11 protein-coding genes and 1 other RNA gene are annotated in these 20,956 nt (G+C 62.2%); 9 read left to right on the forward strand and 3 right to left on the reverse strand.

Features of this window, described 5'->3' with window-relative positions:
• Nucleotides 1-143 precede the first annotated feature (143 nt).
• The 7 genes from QM649_RS09310 to QM649_RS09340 all read left to right on the forward strand — a co-directional run bounded on the left by QM649_RS09310 (nt 144) and on the right by QM649_RS09340 (nt 10,668).
• The gene (locus QM649_RS09310; protein ID WP_415198758.1) at nt 144-1,127 is read left to right on the forward strand and encodes a SurA N-terminal domain-containing protein; all 984 of its coding nucleotides are present in this window, start codon (nt 144-146) and stop codon (nt 1,125-1,127) included.
• Nucleotides 1,128-1,429: 302 nt separating this feature from the next.
• Nucleotides 1,430-2,782, forward strand: coding sequence for an MFS transporter (locus QM649_RS09315; protein WP_415198759.1), 1,353 nt, complete (start codon nt 1,430-1,432; stop codon nt 2,780-2,782).
• Nucleotides 2,783-2,903: 121 nt separating this feature from the next.
• Nucleotides 2,904-3,644: a hypothetical protein gene (locus QM649_RS09320; protein WP_415198760.1), complete on the forward strand. Its 741-nt coding sequence runs from the start codon at nt 2,904-2,906 to the stop codon at nt 3,642-3,644.
• 392 nt (nt 3,645-4,036) lie between these two features.
• On the forward strand, nt 4,037-6,115 hold the full coding sequence (locus QM649_RS09325) for a glycoside hydrolase family 20 zincin-like fold domain-containing protein (protein WP_415198761.1): 2,079 nt from the start codon (nt 4,037-4,039) through the stop codon (nt 6,113-6,115).
• Nucleotides 6,116-6,255: 140 nt separating this feature from the next.
• Nucleotides 6,256-7,746, forward strand: a complete 1,491-nt coding sequence (locus QM649_RS09330) for a sodium:solute symporter (RefSeq protein WP_415198762.1) — start codon at nt 6,256-6,258, stop codon at nt 7,744-7,746.
• Nucleotides 7,747-7,770: 24 nt separating this feature from the next.
• On the forward strand, nt 7,771-10,206 hold the full coding sequence (locus QM649_RS09335) for a serine hydrolase (RefSeq protein ID WP_415198790.1): 2,436 nt from the start codon (nt 7,771-7,773) through the stop codon (nt 10,204-10,206).
• Nucleotides 10,207-10,284: 78 nt separating this feature from the next.
• Complete coding sequence (locus QM649_RS09340; RefSeq protein WP_415198763.1) at nt 10,285-10,668, forward strand: RNA-binding S4 domain-containing protein; 384 nt, start codon at nt 10,285-10,287, stop codon at nt 10,666-10,668.
• Nucleotides 10,669-10,978: 310 nt separating this feature from the next.
• Here the strand turns inward: QM649_RS09340 and QM649_RS09345 are convergent, their stop codons facing one another.
• Nucleotides 10,979-13,570, reverse strand: coding sequence for a M1 family metallopeptidase (locus tag QM649_RS09345; RefSeq protein WP_415198764.1), 2,592 nt, complete (start codon nt 13,568-13,570; stop codon nt 10,979-10,981).
• Nucleotides 13,571-13,933: 363 nt separating this feature from the next.
• Nucleotides 13,934-15,412: a M20/M25/M40 family metallo-hydrolase gene (locus tag QM649_RS09350; RefSeq protein ID WP_415198765.1), complete on the reverse strand. Its 1,479-nt coding sequence runs from the start codon at nt 15,410-15,412 to the stop codon at nt 13,934-13,936.
• A 378-nt stretch (nt 15,413-15,790) separates the two neighbouring features.
• Between QM649_RS09350 and QM649_RS09355 the strand changes: the two genes are divergently transcribed.
• The gene (locus tag QM649_RS09355; RefSeq protein ID WP_415198766.1) at nt 15,791-18,730 is read left to right on the forward strand and encodes a CotH kinase family protein; all 2,940 of its coding nucleotides are present in this window, start codon (nt 15,791-15,793) and stop codon (nt 18,728-18,730) included.
• Nucleotides 18,731-18,782: 52 nt separating this feature from the next.
• On the opposite strand, the gene rnpB is transcribed toward QM649_RS09355, so the two are convergent.
• Nucleotides 18,783-19,232, reverse strand: an RNA gene (rnpB, locus tag QM649_RS09360) — RNase P RNA component class A.
• Between the two features lie 230 nt (nt 19,233-19,462).
• Between rnpB and glyA the strand changes: the two genes are divergently transcribed.
• The gene (gene glyA / locus QM649_RS09365; RefSeq protein ID WP_415198767.1) at nt 19,463-20,743 is read left to right on the forward strand and encodes a serine hydroxymethyltransferase; all 1,281 of its coding nucleotides are present in this window, start codon (nt 19,463-19,465) and stop codon (nt 20,741-20,743) included.
• The last annotated feature ends 213 nt before the right edge of the window (nt 20,744-20,956 follow it).

Raw genomic sequence — 20,956 nt, forward strand, 5'->3', positions numbered from 1 at the left:
ATTGAACGCGAAAATCCGGGGCGGGAGCCTGCAGCCCGTAAGCCGATTCATTACACTCAAATACAGAGATGTGCTGCTCTCCTCTTGTCTCGGCCGGCGTCCTTGAAAGCGTGCATTTACGACGCGCCGGGAGTGTCTCTCTTATGCTGGCAGCGCTGGCGGCCCTGGCCCTGGGGACGACAGGGTGCCGGCCGTCCGCGCCGGATGGCGCTATGGCCGACGTAAACGGCACCGTCATCACCTCCTCGCGCGTGGACGAATACGACCGGCTGCATCCCCAGGCCTTTGGCAGCGAGAGCGGCGATCAGCGGCGGATGGACGTGCTGAACGAAGTGGTGATGGAGGAGATCCTCGAGCAGCGGGCACGCAAGAGCCATTTGGAAGCGACCGACGAGGATGCCGACGAAAAGCTGACCGATATGAAGTCCGGCTACACGCAGGAAGAGTTCGAACAGCAGCTGACCTCGGCCCACCTGACGATGCAGGACATGCGCACGCAGGTGCGGCGCGAGCTGACGATCGACCGGCTGCTGAACAAGGACGTCTTTTCCCGGGTGAGCATCACCGATGCCGACCTCTCCACCTATTACACGACGCACCAGGAGGAGTTTCACTTCGCCGAGGCGCAGTATCACCTGTCGCGCATCGTGGTGCGGGCGCTCCCGGTCGCCAGCTCGACCCAGCCGCAGGCGGCGACCGTGAGCCGTGAAGAGGCGCTGCAGACGATCCAGATGGTGCACCTGCGCCTGCAGGAAGGCGAGGATTTCGCCTCGCTGGCGAACAGCCTGGCGCGGGTAAAGACGGCAGCGATCGACGCCGATGCGAACATGGCGCTTTCCGCCTCCCAGCTGCACGCGGACCTGCCGCTGGAGGACAGCGTGTCGAAGCTGCTGCCGGGGCAGACGACGGACATCCTGGCGAGTCCGGACGGCGAAACCTTCGCCATCTACAAGCTGCTCTCCCGCATGCCGGCGGGCGATTACAGCTTCCAGGATCCGCGGGTGCAGCAGTACATCCGGGAGACACTGCGCACGCAGCGCGGCGACCTGCTGAAGGCGGCCTATTACGACATGCTGCGCAGCCAGGCGCACGTGCGGAACTACTTCGCGGAGCGCCTGCTGCAGTAGGACCGGGTGGGACTTGATCCCACGTCTCAGGATCGAGACGTGGGCACCCGGATGGTTTCCTCATCGGGAGCTAAGATAAGTTCTTTTCCTCCCACCCAAGCGAAGCTTGGATGGGGCACCCATACCGTGCCGGTTCCATCTATTTCTGCGCTCTCCCCTCCTCATTCCTTCAGTCCAATCCGAAGGGCAGATGCTTTTCTGACGGCAAGGGGGCAGGCCGGGGCCGTTGCGTACAATTGACCCATTGCCGCGCGATAGCTGATCCTGATCCGGCCCACAGGCCTGCGCGTGAAGCGAGGAGCATGCCCGAGAACTCCGCAGAACGCCGTTCCGACCAGCCTCCGAGCAACGCAGCCGCGGCCTTCCTTTCGCGCGATTTCCGGCGCTACCAGCTGGCGCGACTGCTGGTGATCATCGGGGCGGAGGCGCAGTCGCTGGCCGTGGCCTGGCAGGTGTACCAGATCACGCATAAGGCGATCGACCTGGGCTATACGGGGCTGGCGCTCTTTCTGCCGGGACTATTGTTCATCCTGCCTTCGGGCCACGTGGCGGACCGCTTCGACCGGCGCTCGGTGATCCTGCTTTGCTATGGGCTGCAGATCTTCTGCACGGCGACGCTGTTCCTGTTTGCGCTGCACGGAATGCGGAGCGTGCTGCCGATTTACATCGTGCTCTTCCTGATCGGCACGGGACGGTCGTTCAGCGGGCCTGCGAGCTCGGCGCTGCTGCCGCACCTGGTGCCGAAGGAACACTTCGTAAACGCGGTCACGTGGGGCGCGACGGTCTTCCAGATTGCGAACATCTCGGGACCGGCGCTGGGCGGCGTGCTGTTCACGCTGCCGCTGGCGCACTGGGCGCTCGCGCATGGGCTGGTGGCCCACCTGGCAGGGGCGCCGATCGTCTTTCTCTTCACGCTGGTGACGCTGTGCTGCTTCCTGGTGCTGGTGGGCTCGCTCTCGGTGCGGCCGGGGCGGATGGAACACCGCGCGACGTCGATGGCGGTGATCCTTGCGGGCTTCCACTACGTGCGGCGGACGCAGATCCTGCTGGGCTCGATCTCGCTGGATCTGTTCGCGGTGCTGCTGGGTGGTGCGGTGTCACTGATGCCGATCTTCGCGCAGGAGATTCTGCACGCGGGTCCGCGCGGACTGGGCCTGCTGCGTGCGGCTCCGGCGCTGGGCGCGATGCTGGTGTCGATTTCGCTGACGTTCCGGCCGATCCGGCGCAGGGCGGGCGCACGAATGTTCACATGTGTAGGAATTTTCGGCGCGGCGACGGTGGTCTTCGGCCTGTCAAAGAGCCTGCCGCTCTCGATGGCGGCGCTGTTCGTGGTGGGCGCGTCGGATATGGTGTCGGTGGTGATCCGCTCGTCGATGCTACAGCTGGGCACGCCGCCGGAGATGCGCGGACGCGTGAGCGCGGTGAATGCGCTGTTCCTGGGCGCGTCGAACGAGCTGGGCGAATTCGAAAGCGGCCTGACGGCGCAGTGGTGGGGCGCGGTGCGCGCGGTGGTGATCGGCGGCATCGGATCGATGATGGTGACCGGGCTGTGGGCGACACTCTTCCCCGCGCTGCGGCGCACGGACCGGCTGACGGCCGATGCCCTGCTTGAGGCAGAGCGAGAAGAAGCCACGAAGGAAGTGCGCCAGCTGTAGGTGAGGGGTCGTATCTCCCCTGAGTGCATCTGATATACGTGCAGCAGACTGTTCTACGTGCAGCAGACTGGGGCGCGTGACGGATGGGTCTGCACCGATTTTTGTTTTTGCAGAGGTTTTTATGTGGAAGGTTCTGAAGCCGCTGATCATCATCACGATCTTTGTTGTCGGCATCGTGGGAACGCGATTTTACTTTTTGTGGCGTGAGCGCAACGCGCCGGCGGTAGTGCAACACCAGGCCATGGAGCGGCGAGTGACGGCCGATGACGTCGTGCAGCCGAAGAAGATGTATATGAACACACTGGCCGATGCGAAGGCGCTGGCGGGCAAGCCGGTGTGGGTGCAGGCGGGCTACACGCTCGACTACTATCCGTATGCCGGGCATCGCGTGGACTTCGCGCATCATGCGGGCGTGCTGCCGGGCGTGACCGAGCTATCGGTGAAGGATGTGATCACGCAGAAGACGCCGGAGAATGTGGCGTCGCGGCTGCCGCATGGCGATAAGCAGGTGTTCGCGGTGTTCACACTGCCAAATGACGAGAAGACCTATGCCACGGCGATCGGCTATATCAAAGGCCCCGATGCCCATCCGAGCGACGAGAAGTATTACTGCGACGACATCTTCTACTACGAAGATCCGCACCAGCTATACAAGTTCTGGGACGCGAGCGTGTGGCAGGCTGTGGACCAGCACATCGCAAAGCCCGGCATGAACGAACTGCAGACGTCGATGTCGCTGGGCATGATCCAGCAATCGGATGCTTCGACGATGGGCGACCGCACGGTTCGCTACGATGCCGACGGAAAGAAATGGGCTGTGACCTTCGTAAACGATAAGGCGACGAACGTGCAGCAGCAGTAAGACTTTTTTGTTCGGGAAAATGAGGCGCGGAGAGCGGTATGCTCTCTGCGCCTTTTCGTTTGTGCCGAGACAGCTCTACGCACGTCTCAACGTCGAGAGGTGGGACCCCGGATTTTTCTGGCGCAGACTGTGCGTGTCCCCCACACAAGCCAACGGCGGGCTTGTATGGGCCACCGTCACGGTTTGTGTTAACCACCCTTGGGATTGCGTGGGCGCGCTTCGGAGTCGTGGTGTAGAAAGGATGGAACAGCGCAGGGACAATCGATTCCCCCGCGAAGCGCGTAACGGCGCGGACGCATGCGCACAGGCCACGGAGGAAACGCACAGAGATGCAGGACTCGAAGACGCCCGGAAGATGTTTCTGTCTGCCCAAAGCAATTGTTTCGCGTGGGATGAAGCGGTATGCGACGGTATGGTTCCTGGCTTCGACCGCGGGCATAACCGCCTTCGCGCAGGGAGCTCCGAAACTGATCCCGGTGCCGCGTGAGTACAAGGCAGGCACGACGGCGACGCTGGCGCAGGGTGTAGCGATCTCGAGCGGCGATGCGGCCGAGGACCGCTTCTCCGCGGAGGACCTGGGCGCGTGGTTCGAATCGCTGGGCGTGCATGCGGAGCATGGGCACTCGGCGGTGAAGATCGAGTTGCTGCGTGCGGACTCGAAGCGCGGCGAGAAGGTGCTGGCTTCTTCCGGCGTGAAGCTGGATGCAGCGATGCACGACGAGGGCTATGCGGTCGTCCCCGAAGAGCACGGGCTCGCCGTGGTCGCGGATACGGCCGAGGGCGTCTTCTACGGCGCTCAGACGGTGAAGCAGATGGTGACGGGCACGGGCGCCGCGGCGACATTGACCGAGGCAACGATTCGCGACTGGCCGGCGATGAAGTATCGCGGCATCTCCGATGATTTATCGCGCGGGCCGTTCCCGACACTTGAGTTCCAGAAGAAGCAGATCCGGACGATTGCGGCTTACAAGATGAACGTGTACTCGCCGTACTTCGAGAACACGCTGCAATATGCGTCGAATCCGGTGCCGGGGCTGCCGGGGGGCAGCATGTCGAAGGACGATGTGCGCGCGCTGGTGACGTATGCGGCGCAGTATCACATCACGGTGATTCCCGAGCAGGAGGCCTTTGGGCATCTGCATCACGTGCTGAAGTACGAGGAGTATGCTCCGCTGGCGGAGACGCCGATGGGCCACGTGCTGGCTCCGCATCAGCCGGGCTCGCTCGACCTGATCGGGCAGATGTTCGGCGAGATTGCGAAGGAGTTTCCTTCGCCGTTCCTGCACATCGGCGCGGACGAAACGGCGGACCTGGGCAAGGGCCAGACGAAGGATGAGGTAGATAAGCGCGGGCTCGGGCCGGTGTACGTGGACTTTCTGCTGCAGATCCACGAGAAGCTTGCGCCCCTGAACCGGCGGCTGATGTTCTGGGGCGATATCGGCATGCACGATCCGCCGGAGGTGAAGCGGCTGCCGAAGGATATGATCGCGATCGGCTGGGAGTATTCGCCGAACGACAAGGGCTACGCCGAGTGGCTGAAGCCGTACACCGATGCGGGCATGGAGACGTGGGTGGCCCCGGGCGTGAACGACTGGAACCGCGTATATCCGGACAATGATTTCGCGACGCGGAACATCCAGGGCTTTGTACATGACGGGCAGTTGGCGCACAGCACCGGCATGCTCAACACGGTGTGGAATGACGACGGCGAGGGACTGTTCAACGGCGACTGGTACGGCATCCTGTTTGGCGCGGCGGCCGCATGGCAGCCAACGGAGACGACTGATGCCGCAGCCTTCGGCGACGCGTATGGTCAGGTCTTCCACGGCGATGCGACAGGCAAGCTGAACCAGGCGCAGCGCGAGATCATCGCAATTTACCAGGCGCTAAACGGCGTGGAACTGGGCTGGCAGACGGACCGGCTGTACTGGGTGGATCCGTGGTCTGCCGAAGGCCAGACGATGGGCACGAAGCTGAAGCCGCTGGTGCACGAGATGCGCATGCATGCGGAGAAGGCGATTACGCTGATCGCCGAGGCTCGGGCCGCGGGCGCGCTGCGCGAGCCGGATGCGGTGGATGCGCTCGACACGGGCGCGCGACGGCTGGACTTTATCGGGCAGAAGTTCGAGACAGCGGATTTGATCGCGCAGCAGTATCGCGAGGCCTATGCGCAGCAGGGCGATGCGGAGAAGTCGAAGCACATCGGAGGAGCGCTTTATACGCTCTCCGGCGCGAACGGCCTCTGCGAAGATCTGCGCGATGGTTATAACTACGGACGCCTGCGCTACTCGGCGGTGTGGCTCTCGGAGAATCGCCCGTACTGGCTGGCCAACGTGCTGACGCGGTATGACCTTGCGGCGGAGCTGTGGGTGAAGCGGAGCGAGGCGATCCATGCTGCACATGTGCAGTGGACGGATAAGCACACGCTGCCGACGCCGGAGTCGCTGGGTATTCCTGCGGAGGCACAGTAGGTGGGCGATCCATACGCGCTGCATCATTGTGCGGAGTATGAGCTCCCCACACAAGCCAACTGCGGGCTTGTATGGGCCAAAGTCTGCATCTTTCTCTTCCCACGTCTCAGAAGCAAGACGTGGGGCACCCGGTGCATCGCATGAGCGTGCATCATCTGGGCGCACTCGATCTGCTGATCGTTGCGGCATATCTCGCGACGATCACGGTCTTCGGTCTGCGCTTCCGAAACAAGGGACGCTCGCTCGAATCCTACTTCCTTGCGGACCGCAGCATTCCCTGGTGGGCGATTGCCCTCTCGATCGTGGCGGCAGAGACGAGCACGCTGACGATCATCAGCGTGCCGGGCGTGGCGTATACGGGCGACTGGGGCTTTCTGCAGATCGTGCTCGGGTATCTGGTGGGGCGCATCGTGATCTGCATGCTGTTTCTGCCGCGCTACTTTCGCGGCGAGCTGCTGACGGCGTACCAGGTCATCGGAGACCGCTTCGGGCCGCAGCTGCATCGGCTCACAGCGTTTCTGTTCCTGTTTTTGCGCGCTGCGGCGGAAGGTGTGCGTGTCTTCGCGGTGTCGATCGTGGTGGGCATCGCCATCGGCACACGCGATGTGCTGTCAATTGGGATCATCTGCCTGCTGACGCTGATCTACACGCTCGAGGGCGGGCTGGCTGCGGTGATCTGGACGGACGTGGCGCAGATGGCGCTCTACGCGGTGGGCACGCTGACGAGCTTTGTGCTGCTGGGGCGGCTGGTTCCGGGAGGGTGGCCGCATATCCACGCGGCGGCTATAGCAGCGGGCAAGGTGACGATCTTTCACTTTGCGTGGAATGTAACAACGGCCTATACATTTTGGGCCGGACTGCTGGGCGGCTGCTTTTTAACCATGGCGAGCCACGGCACGGATCAGCTAATGGTGCAGCGGCTGCTGGCAGCGAAGAACCTGCGTGAGTCACGGATCGCGCTGCTGAGCAGCGGTGTGATGGTGCTGGTGCAGTTCACGCTGTTCCTGGCGATCGGCACGGGGCTGTATTTCTTCTATGGCCGCGCAGCGACGACGGCACCCGACAGACTGTATCCGCAATTCCTGATGGACCAGATGCCGCGCGGTGTGGCGGGACTGATGGTCGCGGCGATCCTGGCGGCGGCGATGTCCAACCTGAGCGCGGCGGTGAACTCGCTGAGCTCGAGCACGCTGGTGGACCTGATTCTGCCGCGGCGGCCGCGCATGGATGGTGTGGGCAGGGCGCGGCTCTCACGCGGACTCACGCTCTTCTGGGCGCTGGTGCTGTTTGTGCTGGCGCTGCTCTCGCGCGGCGGTGGACACGTGGTCGAGGTTGGGCTTTCGATTGCGTCGGTGGCGTATGGATCGCTGCTGGGCGTTTTCCTGCTGGGCACGCTGAGCAAGCGGGCTAATGAAGGCGGCGCGATGGTGGGTATGCTCTGCGGCTTCGCGGTGAACTTTCTCCTGTGGAAGCAGGCACAGCCAGTGCCGGTGCATGCGGGCGCCCTGAGCTTTACGTTTCCGAAGATCGCATGGACATGGTTCGTGCTGGTGGGGTCGCTGGTGACCTTCGCCACTGGATGGCTGGCCAGCTTCCCAACCTTAAACGGCAATGAGAAAAAAAAATTGTAACATGTGAAGGAGTTTGTGGTGCCGATGTCCCGCCTGACCGCTGTTTCTCTTGCTGCCGCGCTACTGGCCTCCTCTTCCTGCGCTGTTTCTGCCGAAAATCCGGCACCGTCGCGCGCGGCCGCGCAACCTTCTTTCACGGCCATCGACGCCATCATCGAGCAGGCGCTTGCGGAGAAGAAGTTTCCCGGCGCGGTGATCATTGTGGGGCATGGCGGACGCGTCGTCTTTCACAAGGCCTATGGGCATCGTGCGCTGGGCGATCATCCCGAGGCGATGACGGAGGACACGGTCTTCGATGTCGCGTCGCTGACGAAGGTGATTGCAACCGCGCCGAGCGTGATGGAGCTTTACCAGCAAGGGCGGTTCGAGCTGAACGATCCGGTGGCGAAGTATCTGCCGGAGTTTGCGGCGAACGGCAAGGGCGACATCACCATTCGCGACCTGCTGACGCACTACTCGGGGCTCGCGCCGGATCTCGATCTGAAGCCGGTGTGGGAGGGCAAGGGCGAGGGCTTTCGACTTGCGTTCGATTCTGTTCCCGTAACGCCTCCGGGCGTGCAGTTCCGCTACAGCGACATCAACTTCATCACGCTGGGCGCGCTGGTGGAGAAGCTCTCCGGCATGCCGGAGGAAGAGTACGTGGCGAAGTATGTGGCCGAGCCGCTGGGCATGCGGCACACGCGGTATCTGCCGCCGGAGGAGTGGCGCGCGGAGATTGCGCCGACGCAGTACGACGAGCACGGCGTGATGCTGCGTGGGGTGGTGCATGATCCCACAGCGCGGCGCATGGGCGGCGTGGCCGGGCATGCGGGGCTCTTCAGCACCGCGGGCGATGTGGCGATCTATGCGCAGAATCTTCTGGACCGGCTTGCGGGAAGACCGAGCCGCTTTCCGCTGACGCAGTTGACGCTCGAGAAGATGACCACGCCGGAGCAGCCGGCGACAGCGGTGGCGATGCGCGGGCTGGGATGGGATATCGACACACCGTTCTCGGGCAATCGCGGCGAGCTTTTCCCGGTGGGATCGTTCGGGCACACGGGCTTTACCGGAACGTCGCTGTGGATGGACCCGGCGAGCGACACGTACGTGGTGATGATGACGAATGCGGTGTATCCGAACGGCGGCGTTGTGACTACGCCGGTGCGTGCGGCGGTGGCAACGGCAGCGGCGCAGGCGGTGGGCGTGCGCAACGATGGCGGGGCTCGAGCGGCAAAGCTGACGGGATACAACGAATCGCTGGCGGGGATGCGGCACAGGCCTGATCGCAACGGCGCAGTAAAGACAGGCATCGACGTGCTCGAGACCGATCACTTTGCGATGTTCAGGAAATTGGCCGAGGCGCATGGAGGGCAGTTGCGGCTGGGTCTGCTGACCAATCAGACCGGCCTCGATGCGCAGGGACGGCGCACGATCGATGTGCTGGCGAAGGATGCATCGGCGGCGGTACCGGGGCTGAAGCTGACAACGCTTTTCAGTCCGGAGCATGGGATTGCGGGTGCGCTGGACAAGGAGGGCATTGCGAATACGACCGATGCTGTGACGGGCATTCCCGTGATCAGCCTGTATGGCGCGAAGCCTGAGGACCGGCGGCCTTCGGTCGAGACATTGAAGCAGCTGGACGCGGTGGTGATCGATCTGCAGGATGCGGGTGTGCGCTTCTATACGTATGAGGCAGTGACGCGGTACTTCCTCGAGGCGGCAGCGCAGACGAAGACGCCGATCATTGTGCTGGATCGGCCGGACCCGGTGAACGGCGCATATGTGCAAGGGCCGATTTCGGACGCGGGCCTTGAGAGCTATGTGAACGTGGCGCCGGTGCCGGCGCGGCATGGACTGACCCTGGGTGAGATGGCGCGCTATCTGAATGGCGAGCTGAAGCTGGGCGCTCCGCTGACGGTGGTGGCGATGCAGGGATGGCAGCGCGGCGACTGGTTCGACGATACCGGTCTCGCATGGACCAATCCTTCGCCAAACCTGCGCAGCGAGCGCGCGGCAATGTTGTATCCGGGGATCGGGCTGATCGAGACGACGAATCTTTCTGTGGGGCGCGGGACAGACACGCCGTTCGAGCAGGTGGGCGCGGCGTGGATCGATGGCCCGGGATCGGTGGCGCTGGCGCATGCGCTGAATGCGCGTTTTCTGCCCGGTGTGCGCTTTCTGCCGGTGAGCTTTACGCCGGAGAAGCCCTATCCCTATGCGGGCGAGCTGTGCCACGGCGTAGCGATGACGATCACGGATCGCAATGTGCTGGATGCGCCGGAGATGGGGATCGAGATTGTGGCGGCGACGCGGAAACTGTATCCGCAACAGTTACAAATTACGAAGCTGCAAACACTGCTGGCGAGTGAATCGACGCTGGATGCGATCGAGGCGGGGAGGGATCCTCAGCATATTGCGGAGGGCTGGAGGCCGGCGATCGAGGAGTTTGAGGCGAAGCGGAAGGCGTATCTGCTGTATTGAGGCTTGATTCTTCCCACGTCTCAGAGGCGAGACGTGGGGCACCCGGCCACCGCGGGATCGATACGAGAGAATAGAGGCATGGCAGACGCAGTACGAATGGATAAGTGGCTGTGGGCGGCGCGATTCTTCAAGACGCGCGGGCTGGCGGCGAAAGCGTGCGAGCTGGGGCGCGTGGAGTTGAATGGGCAGCCGGCAAAGGCAGCGCGCGATGTGCATGCGGGCAACACGCTGCGCGTGAAGACCGAGGGCGGTGAGTTCGAGATTGAGGTGCTGGCGTTGAGCGATGTCCGCGGTCCGGCGGCGACGGCGCAGGCGCTCTATCGCGAAACGGAAGAGAGCAAGGCGGCGCGACAGAAGGTGGCCGAGGCGCGCAAGGCGATGCGCGACTTCGAGGTGCTGCCTACGGCGAGGCCCGACAAGCGCGATCGGCGGACGCTGAATCGCATTCGCGGACGGGGCTAAGGACTGGCTGTCCTGGCGATTCGCCTTCAGCTGCTTCGCGCAGGGCGGATCGCCTTCGGCACGCGCTCCCTTTAGTCTCGATCAGGTACGCGCCGGGGTCGTATTCTCCCGCCCAAGCGGAGCTTGGACGGGGCACCCTTATCCTCGCAAGTTTAAGAGAACTGCGGGTTCCTCCACTGCGCTCGCTCGGCTCGCTTCGGTCGGAATGACAATCTTGTTTAGGAAGCGCTGAGATCCTCCACACGAGCTGACTACGGGCTTGAGCGGGTCTTTCGATCATCTTGGCAAAACTCAATATCTCCGACTGTGCTCATGCGTTGGGGTATTTTTTGCGGATGGCTACAGTGCGGTCAAGTTCGTCTACGGATTGCAGGATCTTGAGGCGCAGGTCTTCATCCAGCGAGTGGTCCTTGAGGTAGCTGTAGACCGTGTCGCGGGCGGCTTCGGATTGCTGGCCGTCCATGAAGGCGTTGAGCCAGCCTACGAGGAAGAAGATCTTACGGGTCTGCTTGATCTGCGGAAGAGCTTCGAGCGCGGGGTCGATGTAGGGCGCGGTGAGCTGCGATTGGTTCCACGCGTTGAATGCGCCGAGGCTGGCTTCGATCCAGTCTTCGGGGCGCTGCGGATTGTGCAGGTATTCGTCGAAGTAATGCTGCTTGGTGGCGGCATCGGGCTGCGCGGCCTGCGCCGCCCAGGCAAACTTCTTTCCATCGCCCGAGGGATCGCGCTGCTCCTCTTCCGCGAGGATCGTGGCTGCGTGCGCGTCTCCGTAGGCGATCAGCGATGTAACCATGCCCCAGCGATCCTGCTGGCGCAGCGTGACGCCGGGCACGCTGAGCGAGCCTGCGAGCAGGCTGCGCAATGCGCTGCTGCCCACGTCGCTCGCGCCGAGACCATTGAGCGCGTGAAACCAGGTGATGCGGAGATCCTGCGAAGCGTCGTGCTGCATGCGGTCGACCGCGAGCGTGGCGAACTGCGTGGTGAGCTGCGTGCGCGTGGTGTCGCCGACATAGCGATGGAGCGCGGTCTGACTGTGGCCGAGCAACGATGCGGCGAGCGACTCATCGCGCACGTTCGGCAGCGCGGCGAGTGTGAGGCGCGCGTAGTCCGCAGGGTTATAGCCCGCAGTGCGGACAGCATCCCAGAGCGCTCCCCACAATAATGTACGCGTGAAGGGATTCTGAATTGCGGCATCACTTGCAGCAGCGATGTGCTGCGTGATGAAGTTGCGGCTCGTGTCGTCGAGCAGATAGAGGCCATAGCCATGGTCGTCGTCGTTCGCAAAAACGAAGGCGGGGCAGGCGTTGCCCTCTACGGGAATATTCGCGGACTTTGCATGGAACTGCGCCTTCAGGTGCGCGGTGCGGCCATCGGCATAGCTCAGCAATACTTCCGAGGCGATGGGCCAGAGAGCATCGGTGCCGAGAACGTCGTGCTGTGTGAGTGTGAGGCGCGCGAGCCTGCCACCGTTGCATGACCACGAAGCTTCGACCTGCGGCATGCCACGATGGCGAATCCACATGGCAGCCCAGGGTTCGAGGTCTTTGCCGGAGACCTGTTGGAAGGAGCCGATGAGGTCGCTCCACTCGGCGTTGCCGTACTTGTGCGCGGCAAGATAGCGCTGCAGGCCAAGCTGGAAGTCGTGATCCCCGAGGACGTAGTTCAGCTGGCGCAGGACGCCGGGCGCCTTCGAATAGACGATCGCGCCGTAAGCAGACTTCGCGTCTTTGAGATTGGGGATGTCCTGATAGATGGGCGTGGTGCCCTGGGTTTCGTCGATGCCATAGGCGCCGGGCTTGATGGATTCGTAGAAGTGCTTCCAGACTTCGCCATTGGGATGGAGCGCGGCGAGCGCGTTGTAGGCCATGTACTGCGCGAAGCCCTCCTTGAGCCAGAGGTCGTCGAACCAGCGCATGGTGGTGAAGTCGCCGAACCACTGGTGGGTGAGCTCGTGGAGGACGAGGATGTCCCGGTTGCGCAGGCTGGTGGCCGTGGGCGCGGTGCGGAAGAGGACCGACTCCTCGCGCAGGAAGGTGGCTCCGGCGTGCTCCATGCCGCCGTAGGCAAAGCCGGGGATGAGCACCATATCGTACTTGGGGAAGGGATAGGGCTGCGCGAAATACTTACCAAGATAAGTGATTCCGTCGGCCGCCATCTGCTGCACTTCGGGCGCTTCACTCTGCGCAGCCTGCTCCTTCGACTTGCGAACGTAGATGCCGGGCAGACCGGGCGTGGAGTGCACCTTGGCGAAAGGCCCGGCGGCGAAAGCGAAGAGATAGGTGCTGATGGGCTGGGTCTCGGCGAAGGCGGTCTCCTTCGCGTCAGCCGAGGGCGCTTTCGTCGAGACGGGATCGGTATTCGAGACGACGGTCCACGCAGCAGGCGCGGTCATGGTGAGCTGGAAACGGCCCTTAAGGTCGGGCTGATCGAAGCAGGGGAAGGCCATCTCCGCGTCCATGGGGACGAAAAGTGTGTAGATATATTCGGAGCCGTCGTCGTGGTCTTCGAAACGGGTGATGGCCTTTTCGGCAGGCGCGACATTGGCAGCGAAGTGCAGCTCGAGGATGTTCTCACCGGTGTGGAGCTTATCGGCAGGAAGAATGAGATGGCCATTGCTCTCATCCGGTGGGGTGCTCACACCGTTTACCGTGAGCGAGGCCACATGGCCGTCGCGAAAATCAAGTAACAGCGGCTGTGACGTATTGGCGAGGCGAAAGCGGATGCTCTCGGTAGCTTCGGTCTGCGCACCGTGTGGGACGAGCGTGTAGTGCAGCGAGTAATGGACATCGCTGACGCGCGCGGCACGCTCACGGGCGAGCTCGCGAGGAATGCCTGCGGGCGCCTGCGCGCATGCGGACGATGCGGCGGCCAGAGCTATCAGAACGAAAGATGCAATGCGCATTCGGGGACCTCTGCTTTGCAGGGGCTGAAGCCCCCTTTTCTGCTCCGCGCAGGGCGATTCGCCTTCGGCCTCCGCTCCCTTTCGGTCGCGACTGGAGTTCCTGGGAAACGCCGTGCATGGATGTTCTATTCACGCGGACCCTGGATGGGTATCCGCGTTTATTGCCATGTTCAACATCTAACATCCCACGTCTCAAGAGCGAGACGTGGGGCACCCGGGTTTATCGCTTCTCCACACAAGCCAACTTCGGGCTTGTATGGGCCACCCGTCTGTCCGGATCGTGCTGACGTAAGCAAACCGCAGGTCCCTCCACTTCGTTCGGGATGACAGAGACTCAACCGGGTCGGAATGACAAGGCTCTCCTCAGCGGGGTGCGGGGGTGTCGGCCTGGGCCAGTGCGTATCCGAGAACCGCCATGACCGCTGCGTTTTCATTGAGCAGATTTGGATCGACCTTATCGAAGGTGTCGGCTGCGGTGTGGTGATAGTTGAAGTAGAAGCGGCTGTCCTGGATGGGCGCGAAGCCGGGGACGCCTTTGAGCGCGCTCACGTCTTCGCCCGAGCCGCCGCTGGTGATCTGCGAGGCTCCGATGGATTCGAGGACATGGGCCACGGGCTTCAGGTAGTCCGCGAGCGCGAGGCTGCCGGCGAAGCTGATGCCGGAGGCGTGGTCGGCTCCGAGGTCGGATTCGATGGCGCCGATGTGATTCATGAGATCGGAGGCGTGATCCTTTGCATAGGAGTCCGCGCCTTCGCCGCCCTGCTCTTCGTCCATCCAGGCCACGAAGCGGACGGTGCGCCTGGGGTGGATGCCGAGCTTCTGCAGAAGATGGATGGCCTGCATGGAGACGGCAATGCCCGCGCCGTCATCGATGGCGCCGGTGCCCAGGTCCCAGGAGTCGAGGTGGCCGGAGACGATGACGACCTGCTCGGGATGCTCGGTGCCCTTCCAGTCGGCGACGACGTCGTAGCTTGGAACAGGCGGAAGGGTCTGCGGGGTAAGGACGAGGTGCAGCTTCACTTCACCCTGCGAGGTGAGGTTGGCGAGGAGGTCGGCGTCCTCCGCGGCGAGAGCGGCCGCGGGAATCTTCGGAATGCCCTCGGTATATGAGGTGGCGCCGGTGTGCGGCAGGCGATAGTCGGCATTGCCGACGGAACGGACAAAGGCAGCCACCGCGCCCTTTGTGGCCGCGAGGCTCGGGGCGAGGCCGCGATAGGCGACGGCATCGCCATAGGCCGAGAGACCATTGCCTACGGCGGCGAGGCGTTTGTCGAAGTGCTCGTTGAAGAGAACGATCTTGCCCTTGACGGCGCTGTCCGGCAGGGCGCGGAACTGGTCGAAGCTGTCGACGACGAGGACCGGCGCAGTGATGCCGTTCGCGGGCGTCGCAACACTGCCGCCGAGTGCGGTGAGGACGATCTTCTGGGTGGTGCCTGGAGTCATGTCCGGCCAATCAACGAGAGCGCCTGTCTCCGCACCGCGCACCCAGTGTGGGACGGTGGTCTTCTGGAGTGAAACCTCGGCGCCGAGCGCGCGCAGCTCGGAGGCGACGTATTCGACGGCGGCCTGCGCCTGCGGCGATCCGGCGATGCGGGGACCGATGTTGTCCGTGAGATGGCGGAGCTCGCGGAGGGCGTAGTCGTCGCTCATGGCCGCGTCACGGAGGCGGGTCATGTTGGCGAGATCGCCGGTGCTCCACGCGCCATTGGAGACGGTGGTCATCTGCTCGAGACGCTGGACCGGAGTGAGATCCGCATTGGAGGGGGCCTGCGCCTGGGCGGCTAGACAGAAAAATCCGCTGCCGACAGCGGCGGCAAGGGAGAAGAGCGCACGAGAGTTCATAGGCGTTACGCTACCACGCCCGGCACATGCAGCCTTGTCGCGGACGTTTGGGTTATCGGGGTTTGGCGCACGCCTGCTCGCGAGTGGTTTCCACGCATGGAAAACCTGCTTCTCATGGGCTTTAAAAGGCGTGCCGGGGGAAGCGATCACATTTTGCGAAGTCTTATGAACGAACCGCTCATTTTTATGATTGCAATGTGCAGCAATCGGGTTATTCTCTTTTCACTTCAAATCGCTGGTAATTGCATGAAAGTTAATAAGCTGTCTCGTTCCTTCCAGGTGTGGATGGTTTTCACGCTGGTGTATATCTTTTCTTTCCTATATGCCGCTCCCAGGGCAAACGCACAAAGCTTAGCAATCAGCGCATCTTCGTCAACGGTGACAATCCACCCGGGCGACCAGAAAGTTCCGATACAGGTAAGTATCGGCGGCAGCAGCAGCTACACCCAACCGGTCACTGTAACAGTGACTGGCTTGCCCAGCGGAATCACAGTTACCCCCTTTACGACCAGTGCCGGAGGCTCAGGCACCTTATATCTCAGTGCCGCTGTCAATGCCGACCAGGAAAGCTTTCCGGCTAATGCCGATCCTGAGCCGGACACTGCAACGAGCACGGTTCAGATAGTGGCCGTTGCAGGTGTGACGCAGTCTTCGGCGCCTTTAAGTCTCACCGTATCTCTGGAGAACCCGGCATATCAACCCGAGACCAGCGCTCTGAACTTGCCGGTAATGAACATCAACACCAATGGGACCGCAATTACCAGTAAGACGGTAAATGTGAGCGGCACAGTGAGCATTACATCGTCTGATGGACAGACATCTTATCTTCCTAACTCCAGCGATAGCGACAACACGGCGACCTTCCATGTTCATGGAAATTCCACCGCACTCATGCCGAAGCTGCCCTACGAGATGAAGCTGGGCACGAGCGTAGACCTGCTGACGGCAATGGGGCTCTCATGCCCGTACGTTACGAGTTCGGGCAAGGCGATCTGCGATAAGAGCAAGACCTACGTCCTGCTAGCGAATTACGACGACAAGACGCTGCTCCGCGATTGGGCCGCATCTGCGCTGGCGAACGCTATTCCAATGGGCGGCGACTATCTGTCCTCAGCCGCCGGCTCACCTACTCCGAGCGGAACGAGCACGCTTATGCCATGGGCTCCACACTCGCTTTACGTCGAACTGTACCTCAATGGGGAGTATGAGGGCACGTACCAACTGATCGAGAAGGTGAACGTCGACAGTCATCGCATTAACATCACCGAACTTACGGATACTGACACGTCCGGCGATCTGAGCGGCGGCTACCAGATGGAGATCGACCAGGAGAAAGGCGAAGACTATAACTTCGTCACGCCAGAAGGTGTAGATATCGGCATGGTCGATCCGGACTTTACCCCCGAGGTTCCTGAGCAAGAGGACTACATCACCAGTTACGTGGACACCGCTGAAGATGCTTTGTTCTCTTCATCGTTCACTGACGCAACGACCGGATGGCGTGCTTACTTCGACGAAGCGGCGGCGGTGAATTTCTACATCGTGAACGATCTGATGGGCAATGTGGACGGTGGAGATTTTTACAGTAGCGATTACTTCTATAAAGCCGCCGACAACCCCTTGATTTACATGGGGCCTATATGGGATTTCGATATCAGCTCGGGCAATATCAACTACAGCACAATCCTCAGCCCGGCTGTGACCTACATGCAGACAGAGGCTCCCTGGTATGCGCAGTGGTTCAAGGATCCCGCATTCAAAGCAGATGTCGCTACACAATGGAACGCCCTCAAGAACAACGGTGTGCTCTCGCAATGGCTTACCTCAATCAGCACACAGGCGACGGCGCTCGAACAAGCACAGACGAATAACTTTCTGCGTTGGCCGATGGTCGGTATCCGAGTCTGGCCGAACGCCCTGGCAATGGGCAGCTACGACTCCGAAGTCAGCTACATGACGAACTGGATTAAGCTTCGAATGGGATACCTTGATGCCGTTCTGAACGACAAATCGCAGACAACGACCACGCTGACGATCCCATCAGGCACGTTGCGGCAGGGCACGCCGACAATATTTACCGCCAATGTTACGGGAAGCAGCACACCGACAGGAGAGGTTTACCTGCTTTCGAACCAGGCGGTTGTTGGCGTTGGGACTCTCGATGCGAGCGGCAGCGCAAGCATCTCCACGAGCCTCCCCTGGATTGAAAACAGCATTACAGGGGCGACCCAAACCACGGACGTGCTCGAGGCTGTCTATGTCGGAGACGACAAGAACGCACTTTCGGCCTCCGGGGCAACGAGTGTTAGCGTCCTTGTGCCGCTTATATCAACGACAACCGCGCTTGCGAATTCGGCTTCGATCACGGATGCAGCGGCACCCGCCACTTTTACCGTCTCAGTGGTGGCGAACTCAGGAACGACAATTCCCTCTGGCACAGTGAGCTTGAATGTCGGGGGAACTCTGATCGCAAGTGCGACTCTGAGTGCGGCAGGCACAGCGACGTTCTCGCCTTCGACCCTGCCTGGCGGAGTCAGCACGCTACAAGCAATATTTTCCGGGAACTCTACGTTCGCAACTTCAACCTCCAACACTGTTACGGTTACCGCTCCTTCCGTGGCGACCCCGGTCTTCAGCCTTGCGTCGGGGACCTACACGACGGCGCAGACCGTGACCATCACCGATGCGACCAGCGGCGCGGCCATCTACTACACGCTGGATGGCACCACGCCGACCACCTCATCGACGCTGTACAGCGGCGCGATCACGCTCACCTCGCCGGTGACTCTGAATGCGATCGCGATCCTGTCCGGCTATTCCGCCTCGGCTGTTGCGAGCGCGAACTACGACGTGGTGATCCCGGACTTTACGCTGGCGGTCACTCCTGCAACGACTACCTTCAGCTCTTCGGAGGCGGCAAAGTTCACCCTGACGCTCACCCCGGAGAACGGCTTCAACAGCCAGATTGCCTTCACCTGCTCGGGCCTGCTGGCCGGGGATAGCTGCACGTTCTCGCCCTCGACCGTAACGCCGGGGAGCACAGCCGTGAATGTGGTGCTGACGCTGTCCGGATCGGGAAGCCAGACTGCAGCCATGGAGTCCCATTTCCCGCTCTGGACGAAGCTCTCGGGCGGCGTTGCAGTGGCGCTGCTGTTCTGGCCCTTCCGTAGGCGGAAGGTGTGGGCCGCGGTGGCGCTGTTCTTCCTGCTGGCTGCGAGCCTTGGCATCTCAGGATGCTCGTCGCCGAAGGGATTTGTACTGACGGTTACAGCCAGCGGCGGAGGCGTCTCTCACTCGAGCACCATTGTGGTGAATTAGAAGGAGCTCCCAAACGAGGTGGCCCCGGCAATCGGAAGGATTGCCGGGGCCATACTGCAAGCAGCCTGTAAGCCGAATTCTGTCGAGGACGGCCATTCCTCTAGGCGCGCCATTACTGACACGCTCCAGCAACCTACCCGGAGGTTTCCGCTTCTCCCGCCGCTTGCGCAGCGTTTGAATAACCCGCGTTGGCGCACCGGGCCGATGCGCATCCTCGGCGATCGGGTCGCGCCGGGGATTTCCTCCCTATTTGGTCTTGCTCCGTGTGGGGTTTACCATGCCGCTGCCGTTACCGTCAGCGCGGTGCGCTCTTACCGCACCTTTTCACCCTTACCTTCGCTCCTTACGGAACGCGGGCGGTATGTTCTCTGTGGCACTGGCCGTCTCGCAGCCTTGACGCTGCGATCCCGGACGTTATCCGGCACACTGCCCTGCGGAGTTCGGACTTTCCTCTCCCATCGAAGCTTGCGCCTCTCCGGCAGCGGCCGCCCGGCTTGCCTGCAGTGTCTATTCTAGCTGAGTTTGCTTCCCTTCCCACGTCTCAGGAGCGAGACGTGGGGCACCCGGGTACTCTCTTTTGAGTTCGGAGCAGTCGAACCTCCCGCCCAAGCGAAGCTTGGACGGGGCACCCTGATCTTCGCTTGAGCAGAGCACAGCAGGTTCCTCCACTGCGCTTCGCTCCGGTCGGAATGACAAATCTTTGCCCTGGATGGGTAGAGCTACAATTTAAATATGTCCGACCGTATGTCTTTGCCGCTTTCGCAGGCCGATCCGGAGATCGCCGCCGCTATTGACCACGAAGTTCAGCGCCAGCACGAGGGCCTCGAGATGATTGCATCCGAGAACTTCGTGAGCGAGGCGGTGCTTGAAGCCGCGGGTTCGGTCTTCACGAACAAGTACGCCGAGGGTTATCCCGGACGGCGCTACTACGGCGGGTGCGAGTTTGCCGATGTGGTCGAGAACCTGGCGCGCGACCGCGCGAAGGAGCTGTTCGGCGCCGAGCACGCGAATGTGCAGCCGCACTCGGGCTCGCAGGCAAACGCCTCGGCCTATATGACGGTGCTGCAGCCGGGCGACACGATTCTCGGTCTCGACCTGGCGCACGGCGGCCACCTGACGCACGGCCACAAGCTGAATTTCTCGGGCAAGCTGTACCGCGTTGCCTCCTATACGGTCCGCAAGGATACCGAGCAGCTGGATTATGACGAACTGGCCTCGATTGCCGAGCGCGAGAAGCCGAAGGTGATCGTGGGCGGCGGCAGCGCCTATCCGCGGATCTTCGATTTCGCCAGGATGCGCGAGATCGCCGATAAGGTCGGCGCCCTGCTGATCGTGGATATGGCGCACTTTGCCGGCCTGGTGGCGGGTGGCGCGCACCCCTCGCCGGTGCCGCATGCGCATTTTGTGACTTCGACGACGCATAAGACCCTGCGCGGACCGCGCTCGGGCCTGGTGCTGTGCAAGCAGGAGTTCGCGACAGGCCTGGACCGGAGCGTCTTCCCGGGCCAGCAGGGCGGACCGCTGGTGCATATCATGGCGGCCAAGGCCACGGCCTTCCGCGAGGCTCTGCAGCCGGAGTTCAAGCAGTATGCCCACCAAGTGGTCGCAAACGCGAAGGTGCTGGCGGAGACGCTGCAGGCCGAGGGTCTGCGCATTATCTCGGGCGGCACGGATACGCACCTGATGCTGGTGGACGTCTTTCAGAAGGGCATCCTGGGCAGCGAAGCCGAGGCGGCTCTGGGCGCGGCCGGCATTACTGTGAACAAGAACGCGATTCCGTATGACACGAATCCTCCACTGAAGCCGAGCGGCATCCGTATCGGCACGCCGGCGCTGACCACGCGCGGCATGAAGGAAGACGAGATGCGGACGATCGGCAAGTGGGTCGCCGAGGCGCTCGAGGGCCGGAACAATCCTGATGTGCTGAAGCGCATCCAGGGACAGGTGGCCGAGCTGGCGGAGAAGTTCCCGCTTTACGGCTGGCTGCGTGAGCCGGTGGCGGCCGCGAAGTAAGTCCGGCATAAGAACAGTCAGTGGGCGGAGAGCATGAATATGCTCTCCGCCTTTTTACTGCTCCGCGCAGGGTGATCCGCATTCGGCCACACGGCTCGCGTTCCGTTGGTCGCGGACTGAGGAAGCTCATCTCCTGTTCCGAGGGGCGTCCCTCCCGCCCAAGCGGAGCTTGGACGGGACACCCGGATTCTCGCTTATTGGAGAAGCACTGCA

It is taken from the genome of Silvibacterium sp. (genome assembly GCF_047605705.1).
Taxonomy (GTDB): Bacteria; Acidobacteriota; Terriglobia; order Terriglobales; family Acidobacteriaceae; genus Silvibacterium.

What these genes read in the sequence shown, in the direction of transcription:
- QM649_RS09310 (WP_415198758.1), top strand. Translation starts at nt 144, where the DNA reads ATGCTGGCAGCGCTGGCGGCCCTGGCCCTGGGGACGACAGGGTGCCGG.
- QM649_RS09315 (WP_415198759.1), top strand. Translation starts at nt 1,430, where the DNA reads ATGCCCGAGAACTCCGCAGAACGCCGTTCCGACCAGCCTCCGAGCAAC.
- QM649_RS09320 (WP_415198760.1), top strand. Translation starts at nt 2,904, where the DNA reads ATGTGGAAGGTTCTGAAGCCGCTGATCATCATCACGATCTTTGTTGTC.
- QM649_RS09325 (WP_415198761.1), top strand. Translation starts at nt 4,037, where the DNA reads ATGAAGCGGTATGCGACGGTATGGTTCCTGGCTTCGACCGCGGGCATA.
- QM649_RS09330 (WP_415198762.1), top strand. Translation starts at nt 6,256, where the DNA reads ATGAGCGTGCATCATCTGGGCGCACTCGATCTGCTGATCGTTGCGGCA.
- QM649_RS09335 (WP_415198790.1), top strand. Translation starts at nt 7,771, where the DNA reads ATGTCCCGCCTGACCGCTGTTTCTCTTGCTGCCGCGCTACTGGCCTCC.
- QM649_RS09340 (WP_415198763.1), top strand. Translation starts at nt 10,285, where the DNA reads ATGGCAGACGCAGTACGAATGGATAAGTGGCTGTGGGCGGCGCGATTC.
- QM649_RS09345 (WP_415198764.1), bottom strand. Translation starts at nt 13,570, where the DNA reads ATGCGCATTGCATCTTTCGTTCTGATAGCTCTGGCCGCCGCATCGTCC.
- QM649_RS09350 (WP_415198765.1), bottom strand. Translation starts at nt 15,412, where the DNA reads ATGAACTCTCGTGCGCTCTTCTCCCTTGCCGCCGCTGTCGGCAGCGGA.
- glyA (WP_415198767.1), top strand. Translation starts at nt 19,463, where the DNA reads ATGTCCGACCGTATGTCTTTGCCGCTTTCGCAGGCCGATCCGGAGATC.